We start from the raw sequence: 12,582 nt of genomic DNA, 5'->3' as shown, positions 1-12,582 counted from the left end.
CTTACGCGGCTTCTTCGCCGAGCACGGCGGCAAGCAGCTTCCGCCGCGAAGCCACCCAGCGCGCCCCGAACTTGTTCGCGGGCAACTTCCCCGACGCCAGCAGGTGAAATGTCTGCCGTTCGGTGCGCCCGATGAACTTCGCGATCTCAGACACCTCCCAGATGATGTCGGCTGCGGCGTCCGTCGCATTTCCACTCGTCATGACATCCTCGCTAAATGTGAACTGGCTGTTAGCCATCATCACAAATGGCTATCAGCCATCATTGTGTCAAGCGAGAATTTGTGGCTTCTAGCCATGATGGCAAAGCAGACCGAACAGCTTCAGGACAAGTATGTGCTCCGCATGCCGGACGGCTTGCGCGACCGCATCAAAGCAATCGCAGACAGAAACAATAGATCTATGAATGCAGAGATTGTGCTGCGCTTAGAAAGGTCGATTGGTTTCGAAGACGAATACGGGACCTTGGAAGAGGTCATGAGAGAGGTGTGGAATGATATTGATAGGTTGACCAAGAAGGTCGACGATCATGACGAAGTTCTTCGTCCGGGACGGCGTGAGCGAGACTGACCATGTCAGTCCGCAAGCGCATATGGACGACGCCCAAAGGCGAGGAAAAGTCCGCTTGGGTGTGTGACTATGTCGACGGCAAGGGAAAGCGGCGGCAGAAGACGTTCAAGCTGAAGAAGCAGGCGGACGCGTTCGCTGCGACGGCGAGCGTCGAGGTGCGCGACGGTATCCATGTCGCCGATCGCGAGACGGTGACGGTGAAGGAAGCCGGCGACCTCTGGCTCAAGAGCTGCGACGCGGCCGGGCTGGAGCGTTCGACGCTCGACCAGTACGCGCAGCACCTCCGCCTGCACATCGCGCCGACGATCGGCGCCACGAAGCTATCGAAGATCACGGTGCCGGTGGTGCGCGCGTTTCAGGAGCAGCTTCGCGACGACGGCCGATCGCCGGCGATGATCAAGCGGGCGACGGTCAGCCTGGGCTCGATCCTGTCCGACGCGCAGGAACGCGGCCTGGTCGTGCGCAACGCGGTGCACGAGATGTCGAAGCGGCGCGGCGGCAGCGCGGGCAAGACCGAGAAGCGCCAGAAGGCCCGCCTGCGCTACGGGGTGGATATCCCGACCATGGAAGAGGTGAGGGCTATCCTCGGCGCTGCTGAAGGCCGCTATCGGCCGTTCCTGATCACGGCCATCTTCACCGGCATGCGGGCTTCTGAGCTGCGCGGCCTGTCATGGTCTGATGTCGACTTCGGCAAGGCGCAGGTGCACGTCCGGCAGCGCGCCGACAAATACCATGTGCTCGGCATGCCGAAATCAGACGCAGGGCAACGTACGATCCCCCTGACGCCGATGGTGGTGAGCACCCTGAAGGAATGGCGGCTCGCCTGCCCAAAGGGCGACATGAACCTCGTCTTCCCGAACGGGGAGGGCAACGTCGACTGGCACGCGAACATCATCAAGCGCGGGCTATGGCCGGCGATGATCAAGGCCGGCGTCGTGGTGCCGACGGGCAAGCTGGACGGGGAGGGGGCGCCAATCATGGCGGCGAAGTACACCGGCCTGCACGCCCTGCGGCACTGGTTTGCCTCGTGGTGCATCAACTCCAAGGCCGATGGCGGCCTCGAGCTGTCACCGAAGGCGGTGCAGGCGCGCATGGGGCACTCCAGCATTCAGGTCACGTTCGACACCTATGGGCACCTGTTCCCTGCCGCCGATGAAGCGCAGGCTTTGGCGGATGCGGAAAGTCGGCTGATGGCGGTCCACGCGACATAGACGCGACATGGGGCGGAATCCTCGTGCAGGATCAATGTCCGCACGAACTCTCTGACTCCGTTAGTCCAGGTTCGAATCCTGGTCCCCCAGCCACCCAAGATAAGCCTTTGAAATCAAAGGTTTTATTTTGCGGCTACACCCACCAAATACACCCACGAATACACCCATCGTGAAGCTCGGCACGCGTCTGTCGCGCCGACTCAGGCTGCCTCCACGGTCGCCTAGGGGACTGGTGTCCTCTATCCGTTTTCCACATCGCTTCTTGTTCTCTTTTCGTTCTCATGCTTCGATCCGGGCACGAGGAGAGACGGCCATGCAGACGAAACCCGACGCCACCCCCGAAGAGCAGCCTGACGACCCCGAAGCTCCCGCCTTCGATATCACCGAGTCGGATGTTGATGCGGTCATAGAGACCTGCTCAGGGGACCCTAGGGCGGCCATACGCGCCCTTCTCGTAGGCCAGCAGTTCCTAGAGGCGGCGCTTGAAGAGGCCCGCAAGGAGGCGTCTTGGGGGTACGTGAGGGGGCGGCCTTCGCGGCGGGTGAAGGATGCGCCGGAAGGGTGAGCTGAGCCCCGGAATGATTCTGACGCTGCACCCGTGGTGCGTGGTGTTCTCCGAGGCGGAAGTGAACAGCGACCACATGCGGGGCGCGGGGTTCTATCGCTCCCATGCCGTGCGGAGCGTGGGGCGCACGAGGAGGGGTGTGCGGGAGGTGCTCATATGCTTTGCTGACAGGGCCGATGCCGTGGCCTTTCAGCGGCACGCGGGCGGGGAACTGGAGGGGGAAGTGGTTGTTGATGTCGCAGCGGTCATTACGTCTGCGTGGCTCTTGGAGAAGGCCGCTGATGAGGCGGGGACACGGATCGCTGAGGGGACACTGCGCGGCATCCTCCGGCGTCGCCTAGAAGCTGCTCGCGAGATTGCCCTCGATGAAATCAGACATGGGCGGGGTGTCGTTCCACTCGATGCGCCGGCTGCGGACGAAATGGTTGCGATACTCTGGAGATATCAACGAGCAGCAGAAGAGGGGAGCGCGCGCTTGAATCTGCGTTTGATGGCTTCGATCCTTGCCGGCCGGGACGGGGCGCCGCCTCTCCATGCTTGCGACTTTCTGCGCTGGGCCGACCTCATAGACTCGCTGTCAGAAACTGAAATTCGTTTGCTGGCGGTATTGCATCGAGAGTGCGGCAAGCACGGACCGGATAAGGGCGATGCCCACGCACGGCAGTCACTAGTCCCGACTGTTCTGTCTGACGAAGAAGATTTTGAGCTGACTGCATTTGCTCTCGTCCGAACCGGCCTTGTGCGGCAGATATCGGAGGACATGCGAAGCGACGTGCTGGGCTTTGGTGGGGAGTTCATGACCACGCGCCGCATGGCGGAATTGGCCCGGCTCGCTGACATCGAGGGAGCTATCGCAAGAGAGCAGAAGTAGCCGCGCCGTTGCCCTCACCTCCACGCCCGCCGTGTACACCCGAAACGGCACCGTCTACGCCTCCAGCCGAGACGTTGCGGCCTTCTTCGGGAAGCAGCACAAGAACGTCGTCCGCGACATTCGGGTGCTGATCGAGGACGCCCCGTCATGTGCGCTCAATTTTGAGCCCACGTCAGTCAAGGTGGCGATGCCGCGCGGCGGCTTCCGAGACGAGCCCGCCTACGAGATGACCCGCGACGGCTTCACGCTCCTCGCGATGGGCTTCAACGGGAAGACGGCGCTCGCCTTCAAGGTCCGCTACGTGGAGGAGTTCAACCGCATGGAGGCGCAGTTGAAGGCGCCCGTGCAGCCGGCCTATTCGAGTTCAGAGCTTCGGGCCCTGTAAGGCCCTCGTCGATTCTCGTCTAAATGCTGGTGCTAACTCTTTGCCCCGATAGCGATGTCCGGCCTCAGTAACCAGCACTACATCGCCATCAAGAGCGACAAAAAGCGAGTACGCGCCGCCACATTGGTCGAGACGGTCGAGAGTAGCGATAGCCCCTCCACGAAAACCGTTGGCGCGAAAGGCGTTTTTGGAGTGCTGGGAACAAGAAGGTTCGAACATGCACTGTCTACCCGAGTGGCGCGAGAGGCCCTTCTGATAGGCCGTTATGGCAAGAATGCTAACCTTTGCGAGGCCAGCATCAATTGACCTTGGAAGCGCCGGAACCTTCGCGGCGCATGAAATTAGTGCCTTGCAGGCGATGGAGATAGCGCTCACCTCAGTATTACTGCCGTTCCCCAAGCGTATACCTCGAAATACGGTTCTGTTGACCCGCCGCATCCTATGGGGGAGCTGGTGACGCGATAGTCATACCCGATGTTGATGACGGCATCTCCGCCAGAATTATGCGCGGCCTCTTCAAGAAAACGGGTTACATCTCTGTAGGCTTCTTGTACGGGCAACCCACCGCTCCCCCCGCATCCGGTCTTCTTTGATTTTCGGGCAACGGTGGCGTGAACCACGCCGATGACATCGTACGGCTGGTTGATGTTACCTGTCGCGGTGATCACGAGTTTCTCCCTACGTTAGCAAGACTATCATACCGGCAAATTGCGCTGCTGTGCATAGAGAATACGTAGTAGTGGCCGGCATCGGCGCGCGGCGGGTGGACCGACACCTTCGACTTCACCACCCGCAACGGCAACGCAACGACCACCTATCGCATCCGCGTGGTGCCGCTGGAGGGGAACCCGTGGTTCCTCGCGCGCGACGTTCTGTCCGTCCTCCATCCCGAAGTGAAGGGCGGAGCCTTGGGCTATCTCAAGTACCTCGGCGCGGACGAGCGGCGCTACGTTGGCCGGGCTAATGTGGATCGGATCGACATTAGCTTCCCGAACCGTGGCGCTCAGTGCATCTCCGAGAGCGGCCTCTACAAGCTCATCATGCGCAGCGACAAACCGCAGGCGCGCGCCTTCCAAGAGTGGGCGACGCGCGAGGTTCTTCCGACCATCCCCGAGCGCCGGAGGCGCCTGCAAGACGGGCGGCTACGTCCTTCAGGGCGCCGACCGGGCGGCCGTGGGCGGAGGGCACGGTGGCCGAGATGCCGGACGTGTGGGCACGCTTACGGGTCCTGTAGAGGGAGGGAAGGTTGTCCCTGAGGGCGACGCCCTCGCCATCGCCAATATCAACGACAACCCCGCATCCTCCAGATGGCCCCGGAAGGCCGGCCATCCGCGCCTCAGGAGCCCGCTCCAGCCAAAGCGCCGCTGACAGCCTCCACGCTGACGACCGTGAGCGTATGGACAGCACCATCACGAGCCGTCCACTTCATCGACTGCCCCCCTGAAAGCCCGATCAACGCGACCCCCATTGGCGTCATCACGGACACCTTCCCCGTCGCGATATCGGCCTCGCCGGGGAGAACGAGCGTCACGGTGCGGTCGTCCCCGTCGTCCGTGGTGAACCTGAACCGTGATCCGAGGCGCACGAACGGGGAGCCGGCCTTCTCCGTGGCGACAACCCGCGCCCGGTCCAACTCGGTGTACAGTTCCTCAGCAAGGTCCGGATGGCTGGAGGAATAGCTGTCCGCGAGCTTCGTCAATCGTGCATGGTCGTCGCGGGTGATGAGGATGGCCGGCTTGCGGCTCGCGAGCGTCATTGAAGTCTCCAATTGCGATAGACGCAAAGCGCGGTGAGGGCGCTTCACGTGCATGGGCCTGATAATGTTGATTTGTGCCGCTCAAGGCGGCTTCGCGGTCTACAGCCTGAGACCGCGCGCCCCGGTGCTAGGGCGCAGGGCGGCCCAGCCGGGGACTAGTGTCCCGCGATGGGACACACCCGAAAGTGTTGATGCTGTACGCGTGCGATAGTCATCCCCGGAGATTGGGGGCAGCCCTCGCCAAAGTCAAATCTCTGCCGTAGGGGCAGGCGGGCAGGCGGGAGAGGCGCGTGTTGGTGAAGCGGTCTACCCTGTTAATCCCACAGGGTACGCGCTTCCAAGGCCCGGCCGGTGTCTTCCTTACCCGCGTGGGCGTTCATCAACTCCTCATGGCGTCCACCAAGCCGGAGGCGGGGGAGTTCCGAGAGTGGCTCGCCGGGGAAGTGGTGGTCGCCATTGAGGACACTGGCGGCTACTCCTCCAATCCGATGCCTTGACCCCGAATCCCCTTGGATTCATACAGTTAGGGCACGCTAGGGGAGCCGCTCGGGGATGCCGAAGATAGCCACGGATGACCTTCTCCGGTCCCTCATCCAAATCCGTGACACCTTCTCAGAGATGCCCTTGCCGCTGGCGATAATGCTCCTCACGGTCGCGGAGAGGGAGGGCGCCACGTCCTCCGAGATAGGCCGACTGGTGGGCGTAGGACGGCAGTATTTCCGGCAGCTTCAGCGTCTCGGGAGTGGCGACTACACGGGGCCAGGACTGAACCTCGTGGCGGCACTCCCCCATGAGGACGGCCGGGCCGTGGCGATACACCTTACCAAGGTGGGGAGGCGGGTGCTGGAGCAGATCGAGGGCGGCGGCAGCGGGAGGAGCATGGCGGGGAGCTGACGTCGATCCATCAGTTTCATGAATCCAACCGGCGGATGGATTCCAAAAACTCATTGGACGGCAGATTCTCGACACCCTTACTCAGGTGCCCTCACGTCTCCATAAAGGGCTCCTCCGATGTCTTCCCGTTCCACCGTGCGTGCGCTTGTCGGCGCTGTTACCGTCCCTCCGGGCCGCGCCGTCTCTCGCGAAGAGCGCGCCGCGTACATTGCGGACACCGCCAAGCCTGATGCCAGCTTCGGCGTGGGCGTCTTCATTCCCTGCATCGGAGGAGCCTTCTTCGATTGGAACCACTTGCGCACGCGCGCCTTCGCGAGGTGGGGCGACGTGCTGTCCCTCCAAATGGATCGGCCGGGCTCAATCGAGATTTGGTCCGGGCGAGCGAACATCCAAGCGGACATGCCGGACGGTGCATTCGAGTGGTCAGGCAACGTGCGGCTCGCGGGGGCGGTGCCGTGGCTCGTGGTGGGCCTGCCGATTCTGCTCGTTGCCCTCTCCGCGCGGGTCATCGTCGCGGCACTCGCGGCCCCGCTTGTATGGCGATTGAAGCGCCTTGGGCTGCACCTTGCGTGGATGGTCGCGCCGGATCGGATGGACCGCGACGCCGCGCTGTGGTGCGTGGAGCAGGAAGCGTATGCGGAGTACATGCGCACGCGGGAGGACAGGTACGCGGCGTCCGAGGCGGCTCGCGAGGCCAAGCGCGAAGCGGCCTTTGAAGCCGAGGTAGAGCGCCGCCTCGCTGAACGCCTCGCGGCTGCTGGAGCGTGACCCATGAGGGACCTCATGGAACGCCTCGGGTCTTTCGGGGCCTGCATCCTCGTGCTCGGCTACATCGCCAGCGCGCCCCTCGGGATGATCTATTGGGGCGCGAAGGGCTGGCTCTTGGGCGTCGTGCTGTCGCTCATCCTGCCGTGGTTCGGGGCCGTGAGCGTGCTCGTGCAAATCGTTCGCTGACAAAGGTTTGAGGCTAACCCCTCACTATCGCGATTACGGATCAATCGCCCGCCTCGCCGGCCGTGTCGAGGCTAACCCCTCACTATCGCGATTACGGATCAATCGCCCGCCTCGCCGGCCGTGTCGAGGCTAACCCCCCACTATCGCAATTACGGATCATTCGCCCGCCCTTCTGCCGAACCCTTCGGTGGTCGTGGCGGGCGTCTTCCGTTCTGGCGCCAAGCTCACCCCCGCAGCGCGCGAATAGCCCGCCCCGCCACCAGTATCCCCACGTGAGGCCCTCACCATGAACACCACCATCGAACTCTCCAGCACCGTTCCGGTGCCTGTCATCGACCTCCCGTTCCTCGCCCGCGAGATCAACGACGCCCACCGGCAGGTGCAGTTCCACGGCAAGTCCATGCTGATGGAGGCCAAGCGGGCCGGCGAGGCCCTGCTTGAGGCACGTAAGAAGTTCCCTAGCGACAAGCTCTTCGGCCAGTGGCGCGCGACGGCGACCAGCATCGGTCACAAGAACACCGCTGCGCAGTACATGGCGGTGGCGCGCAAGGCGGCTACCGCACATCACGATGTGCTCAAGGACTTCGCGGACATGAGCATCCGTCAGTTCCTCGAACTCGGCGCGCACAAGCCCGAACCCGCCGAGCCCCGCGAGTTCACCCGAGAGGACGCTGAACGCGCCCTCAAATTCCTCGCCCTCGCCACCCGAGGCGCCACGGAAGGGGAACAGGCGGCGGCCTCAAGCAAGCTCGCCAGCTTCGCGAATGGGTTCGGGATGACCCCTGAGGCAGTCTGCTAACCGCCCCTTCCTCGCCCGCGAAATCTCCGATGCCCACCGCCAAGTCCTCTTTCACGGCAAGTCCATGGTGGCCGAGGCCATCCGGGCGGGGGAGGCACTGGAGCGCGCGAAGGTCGAGCTGAAGGCGAAGCGGAAGCTGGACCCCTCGTTGCCCACCTTCAAGGAATGGGTGGGGCCGCAAACGGGAGTGCCGTACACCACAGCCGCTGAGTACATGCGCGCGGCTGGAAAAGGTACGGACGTCCGTACCTTCCTCTCGGATGGAATGACGCTCCGCGAGTTCCTCTACGGGGAAACCAAGGCCGCGCAGAACGACCGCAAGAAGGCCGAAGCCGCCGCAACGTTCTCCCGAGAGGACGCCGAATACGCCCTGAAAATCCTCGCCTTGGCCGAGCGCGGGGCCACTGAGGGGGAGCGGGCGGTTGCCGCAGTCTAAGGGTGGGCGCCCCCTCCTCGCCAGTCTAGTTACCCGTTGCGGAAGTCCTTACACAAGCCGAGCAGCTCTCTCAGACCCTTGCAAGACCAGAAGAGCGCGAAGCCGACTTGGGCAAAATAGAACATCCCCTCTGGGTTCATAGCGAACGAAAGGGCAGACAATAGAACGTCCAAAATACCTCAACTTACAGATTTGGAGCCACGACCACGCGTATGCGTGTCCCATCCTAAGACGGGCGAGCATTCCGTGAGCTGAGAGGGGGCGCCCGCCGCCCTTCTCTACCACCCCGACGACTCTTTCAAGTCCCCTTCACGCCCCCGTTCAGCACCCCTGAGCGGGGGCTTTTCTATGTCCGGCCGGTCCCCCCTCGCGACCGCCTAACGAGCCCCTTACCATCATCATGAGCAACGAACTCGCAGACGCCATTCGCGCGTCCTCAGAACGCCTCGGGGTGGACCCGATCCACCTCGCCACGGCCATGTCCTATGAGACGGCCGGCACCTTCGACCCGTGGAAGAAAGGCCCCACCACGAAGTGGGGCGAACATCGCGGCCTGATCCAGTGGGGCGAGCCGCAGCGCGCCAAGTACGGCGTGTCGCAGGACATGCCCATCACGGCGCAGGTAGAGGCCGTCGAACGCTACCTGAAGGACGCCGGGATGACGAAAGGCATGGGTCTCCTCGACATCTACAGCGCCATCAACGCGGGCGGGGTGGGCCGTTACGACGCCTCAGACGCCCATGCAGGCGGCGCTCCAGGCACCGTGAGGGACAAGGTGGAGCAGCAGATGGCGGACCACCGGAGTAAGGCGGCGGCCCTCCTTGGGGTGCCGGACATCGTTCCTTCCGACCGCTCCCCCACGAGGCCCATCACGGTCCCCGAGCAGATGGCCGCAGAGGCGGCTCCGGGGCCGGGCATCGGGGAAACGGTCGTGGCAGCGGCCCGCGAGCACTCCTTCACGGGGTGGCTCCTCACCAAGCCGTGGCTCCTGCCCGATGACCCCGACTTCCAGATGACCGATGAGCGCCTCAAGGCCCTCACCAAGGGCATCCCGAGCGACCGCTGGAGCGCCTTCGAGAACGCCTATTCGGCCGACCAAGCGAACGCCATCCGGGACGAGCTTATCGCTCAGATGGACCGCCAGCGGACCCTTTCCGAGGCCGGCATCACGGGCGCTCTGCTCTCCGTAGGGGCCTCGCTCGGGGACCCCATCGGCATCGGCGTGGGCATCGCCACGGCGGGCACCGGCAATGCCATCATGTGGGGCACCAAGCTCAACAAGCTCCAGCGTGTCCTCAGCGCCGGGGCGGCAGGCGCGGCCATCAATGCCGGCCTCGCGGGGGCTGAAGAGAGCCTCAAGCCGAACCCGGAGTGGGACGCGGTGCTCCTCGCCGGGGCCGGTGGGGCGTTCATGGGGGCGGCCTTCGGGGCGCTCTCCAAGATGCCGCATATGGCCGAGGAGGCGGCTTCCCTGAGGCAGTTCTCCAAGGACACCGTAGAGGAAGTGGAGGGGGCCTATGGGGCCGTCCCGCTGCGGCCGAAGGACAGCTCCGTGGGCGCCGCTCAGGGCATCGAGCAGGTGCCCCTTGCGCAGGATGCGAACGACTTCATCCGCCTTGCCGATGGAACGAACGCGCCGAAGACCGGCATGTCACCTCTGCGCTTCGACGCCACCGGCCGGACCAAGGCTTCCGAGAACCAGCTTACCCGCATGCTCGGCAACGCACTTGGTGAAGACGGGACCGGCAATCTGGACAAGGACGTGCCGGCCCTGTGGAGCGCCACGCAGGAGCGCGCGCGTCTTCAGCAGGTCATGGACACGCGCCGGGCGCTCGCCATCGAACCGCATCTGAAGGCGTGGGCGGATGCGCGCGGCCTCAATCCCTACGCCCGCGAGAAGGCGCGTGTCGAGTTCCAGAAGGAAATCACCCGCGCCCGGCGCAATCAGGACCCCACCCGCACCTTCGACCCGGAGGTGATGAAGGCAGTGAAGGATGTGGGCAAATGGTATGACGACTATCACACCCTCGCGGTGGACCCCGGCCGCGCCATAGGTCTCGCCGGACAGCGCCGCCCGGTCCCCGGCTTCGACCCCACCGTGGCACCCCTGCCCAACTATGTGAACCGCGTCGTGTCTCACACGAAGATGGCGGACGCCTTGCGCCGCTACGGTCACGGCGGGGTGGCCGATGTGGTTGCCGCAGCGATGCGCCAAGTGCAGCCCGATATCGACCCGAAGCTTCTCCACGCCATCAGTCGGGGATGGCTCACCACGCACCGCAGGGTGGCCCGTGGGATGGAGGCGCGGGTGTCGGACGGTCTCTTCTCGAATGACCTTGAGGGTCTCCGGGCGGCCCTTCAGGACATCTCCGGTATCGACCCGGAGGTGGTCGAGAGCGTCATGGCGACGATGACCCGGCCGCTGGACAAGGGGGCCGTCACCCGCGCCAAGCACCGCGTGCTTCTGGACGAGGGGTTGCGGATCAAGATGCCGGATGGCCTTGAGACCACCATCGGGGAACTGCTCCTTGAGGAGGACATGGGCAAGCTGATGGCGTCCTATAACCACCAGATGGCCGGACATGTCGCCCTGTCTCAGGTGCTCGTGGAGAAGGTCGTGGAGGGTCAGCGCAATCTGCTCATTGACGGCCTCGCGGGGCCGGGGAAGCTGGAGCACTATCTCCAGAAGATGGCCGCCGTTGCGGATGAAATCGACCAGCCGCAAGCCGCCTTGGTGAAGGATCAGCAGCGCATCGAGTACCTGCACAAGAGCGCGGCGGGCGTGCCGTTGTACGACCAGAGCGCCACCTATGCGCAGTGGCTCCGGCTCTGGCGCGAATATGGCCTTGCGCGCGTGGGCGGACAGCTCGGCTTCGCTCAGTTCCCCGAGGTGGGCGCCATCTTCTCCTCCGGCTTCAAGGCCGCGATGACGGGCATGCCGAGCTATCGCATGCTGGTTCGCGACGCCCGCACGGGCAAGCTCAAGGACGCGTTCGCGGCGGAACTGGAGGGGGTTTTCGGGCGAGGTGCCGAACGCATCCGCACGGCCGGCGACTGGAACCTATCCACGGAAGGGGAGTTCGGAACGGCCTTCGACCGGAGCCCCCTCATGGTGCGCGTGGAGAAAGTCCTCGGGGTCGCCAAGCGCGGCACGATGGAGATATCCGGGCTCAATGCCATGAACACGTGGCTGCACCGCTGGTCCACCTCTGCGGTGGTGCACTGGTTCTCCCGCGCGGCCTCGGGGGAAATCACGGTGCCGGTGGAGCGGCTCCGCAAGATGGGGCTTTCCGATGCCATGGCGGCACGTGTCATGGATCAGATGAAGCAGCACCGGACCTTGAAGGACGGCTCTTCCTTCAAGCTGGCGCGGCTCAACCTCGACAGTTGGGACGACCTTGAGGCCGCCGCTCACTTCGAGCGCGCGGTGCACATGCAGGGCAGCCGCATGGTGATGACGAACAGCCCCGGCCTCCTCGCGCCGTGGATGTCTCACCCGGTGGCGGCGACAGTGCTCCAGTTCCGCACCTTCGTCGTGGCGGCCCACTCCAAGCAGATGCTCCACGCCATGCACTGGAGGGACCGCGAGAGCGTGTCCATGTTCCTCGGCACGATGGTCGCGGGGCAGCTCGGTCATATCGCGCAGACGGTAGCGAACGCCCCGATGCTCTCCGAGAGGCAGCTTGAAGAACGCCTGTCCCTCCAGGGCATCGCCATGGGTGGCCTTCAGCGGACGGGAATGACGGCCCTTCTGCCGCTTCTGGTGGACACGTTCGCACGCGGGTTCGGGCAGAAAGGCGTCTTCAACAGCCGGTCCACGGACCAAACTTCGGACCTGTGGTTCGGCAATCCCACTACCGGCCTCGCGGACGACATCCCGAAGGCCATGCGGGCGCTGATGGCGGCGTTCGCGAATGCCCGCCGCATGTCGCGCGGCGAGATACGGGACATCCTCCGGCCGCTCATCTGGCAGAACACCTTGCCCATGGTGATGCTCTTCGGGGCCATGTCCCGCGACCTTCCCGACTTCGCGCCCAAGGCGAGGTGAGGGCGGGATGAACAAGACCCCAAGGCGGTGTGAAGGCGCGGCCTTGGGGGCTGCCGAAGTCTTCCTTCCAGCGTGTTGTGCGCGTGGGTAATGTA

The 12,582-nt window shown here is 64.2% G+C and carries 17 protein-coding genes; 13 read left to right on the top strand and 4 right to left on the bottom strand.

The features are described from left to right. Window position 1: 1 nt before the first annotated feature. A complete protein-coding gene (locus AC1PZ7_RS17435; RefSeq protein WP_482356455.1) occupies window positions 2–241 on the bottom strand; it encodes a DNA-binding protein in 240 nt (79 codons plus the stop codon). Between the two features lie 54 nt (window positions 242–295). Between AC1PZ7_RS17435 and AC1PZ7_RS17430 the strand changes: the two genes are divergently transcribed. From AC1PZ7_RS17430 to AC1PZ7_RS17410, 5 genes are all read left to right on the top strand, one after another. Beyond that, a complete protein-coding gene (locus tag AC1PZ7_RS17430) occupies window positions 296–568 on the top strand; it encodes an Arc family DNA-binding protein (protein WP_482356454.1) in 273 nt (90 codons plus the stop codon). A gap of 2 nt (window positions 569–570) precedes the next feature. After that, window positions 571–1,779: a tyrosine-type recombinase/integrase gene (locus tag AC1PZ7_RS17425; protein WP_482356453.1), complete on the top strand. Its 1,209-nt coding sequence runs from the start codon at window positions 571–573 to the stop codon at window positions 1,777–1,779. A 313-nt stretch (window positions 1,780–2,092) separates the two neighbouring features. Next, complete coding sequence (locus AC1PZ7_RS17420; protein ID WP_482356452.1) at window positions 2,093–2,344, top strand: hypothetical protein; 252 nt, start codon at window positions 2,093–2,095, stop codon at window positions 2,342–2,344. 13 nt (window positions 2,345–2,357) lie between these two features. Next, entirely contained in the window at window positions 2,358–3,215 is an 858-nt protein-coding gene (locus tag AC1PZ7_RS17415) for a hypothetical protein (protein WP_482356451.1), read from the top strand. Between the two features lie 31 nt (window positions 3,216–3,246). Further along, window positions 3,247–3,600 (top strand): Rha family transcriptional regulator, encoded by a 354-nt coding sequence (locus tag AC1PZ7_RS17410; protein ID WP_482356450.1) that lies wholly within the window; start codon window positions 3,247–3,249, stop codon window positions 3,598–3,600. Here the strand turns inward: AC1PZ7_RS17410 and yidD are convergent. Both yidD and AC1PZ7_RS17400 read right to left on the bottom strand, forming a co-directional pair. Beyond that, complete coding sequence (gene yidD / locus AC1PZ7_RS17405) at window positions 3,580–4,038, bottom strand: membrane protein insertion efficiency factor YidD (protein ID WP_482356449.1); 459 nt, start codon at window positions 4,036–4,038, stop codon at window positions 3,580–3,582. The two genes, AC1PZ7_RS17410 and yidD, sit on opposite strands and share 21 nt — an antisense overlap. Next, window positions 3,972–4,268 carry a hypothetical protein gene (locus AC1PZ7_RS17400; RefSeq protein ID WP_482359716.1) on the bottom strand — a complete coding sequence of 99 codons (297 nt, stop codon included), beginning with the start codon at window positions 4,266–4,268 and terminating at the stop codon, window positions 3,972–3,974. Before AC1PZ7_RS17400 ends, yidD begins: the two co-directional genes overlap by 67 nt. Window positions 4,269–4,427: 159 nt before the next feature. Here AC1PZ7_RS17400 and AC1PZ7_RS17395 point away from each other — a divergent pair, with 159 nt between their 5' ends. Continuing rightward, complete coding sequence (locus tag AC1PZ7_RS17395; protein ID WP_482356448.1) at window positions 4,428–4,856, top strand: BRO-N domain-containing protein; 429 nt, start codon at window positions 4,428–4,430, stop codon at window positions 4,854–4,856. A gap of 80 nt (window positions 4,857–4,936) precedes the next feature. On the opposite strand, the gene rnk is transcribed toward AC1PZ7_RS17395, so the two are convergent. Beyond that, entirely contained in the window at window positions 4,937–5,356 is a 420-nt protein-coding gene (gene rnk, locus AC1PZ7_RS17390) for a nucleoside diphosphate kinase regulator (protein ID WP_482356447.1), read from the bottom strand. A 290-nt stretch (window positions 5,357–5,646) separates the two neighbouring features. Between rnk and AC1PZ7_RS17385 the strand changes: the two genes are divergently transcribed. The 7 genes from AC1PZ7_RS17385 to AC1PZ7_RS17355 all read left to right on the top strand — a co-directional run bounded on the left by AC1PZ7_RS17385 (window position 5,647) and on the right by AC1PZ7_RS17355 (window position 12,487). Then, on the top strand, window positions 5,647–5,853 hold the full coding sequence (locus AC1PZ7_RS17385; protein ID WP_482356446.1) for a BRO-N domain-containing protein: 207 nt from the start codon (window positions 5,647–5,649) through the stop codon (window positions 5,851–5,853). Window positions 5,854–5,908: 55 nt separating this feature from the next. Continuing rightward, on the top strand, window positions 5,909–6,250 hold the full coding sequence (locus tag AC1PZ7_RS17380) for a hypothetical protein (RefSeq protein WP_482356445.1): 342 nt from the start codon (window positions 5,909–5,911) through the stop codon (window positions 6,248–6,250). A gap of 117 nt (window positions 6,251–6,367) precedes the next feature. Continuing rightward, window positions 6,368–7,018 (top strand): hypothetical protein, encoded by a 651-nt coding sequence (locus tag AC1PZ7_RS17375; protein WP_482356444.1) that lies wholly within the window; start codon window positions 6,368–6,370, stop codon window positions 7,016–7,018. A 3-nt stretch (window positions 7,019–7,021) separates the two neighbouring features. Then, entirely contained in the window at window positions 7,022–7,204 is a 183-nt protein-coding gene (locus AC1PZ7_RS17370) for a hypothetical protein (RefSeq protein WP_482356443.1), read from the top strand. 286 nt (window positions 7,205–7,490) lie between these two features. After that, window positions 7,491–8,003 (top strand): hypothetical protein, encoded by a 513-nt coding sequence (locus AC1PZ7_RS17365; RefSeq protein ID WP_482356442.1) that lies wholly within the window; start codon window positions 7,491–7,493, stop codon window positions 8,001–8,003. Between the two features lie 64 nt (window positions 8,004–8,067). Further along, entirely contained in the window at window positions 8,068–8,439 is a 372-nt protein-coding gene (locus tag AC1PZ7_RS17360; RefSeq protein ID WP_482356441.1) for a hypothetical protein, read from the top strand. Window positions 8,440–8,839: 400 nt separating this feature from the next. Continuing rightward, entirely contained in the window at window positions 8,840–12,487 is a 3,648-nt protein-coding gene (locus tag AC1PZ7_RS17355; protein ID WP_482356440.1) for a hypothetical protein, read from the top strand. The last annotated feature ends 95 nt before the right edge of the window (window positions 12,488–12,582 follow it).

This window comes from Ancylobacter sp. TW_SC_1 (assembly GCF_056836805.1).
The sequence above is the reverse complement of the archived record's forward strand: the minus strand, read 5'-3'. Positions and strand labels throughout refer to the sequence as shown.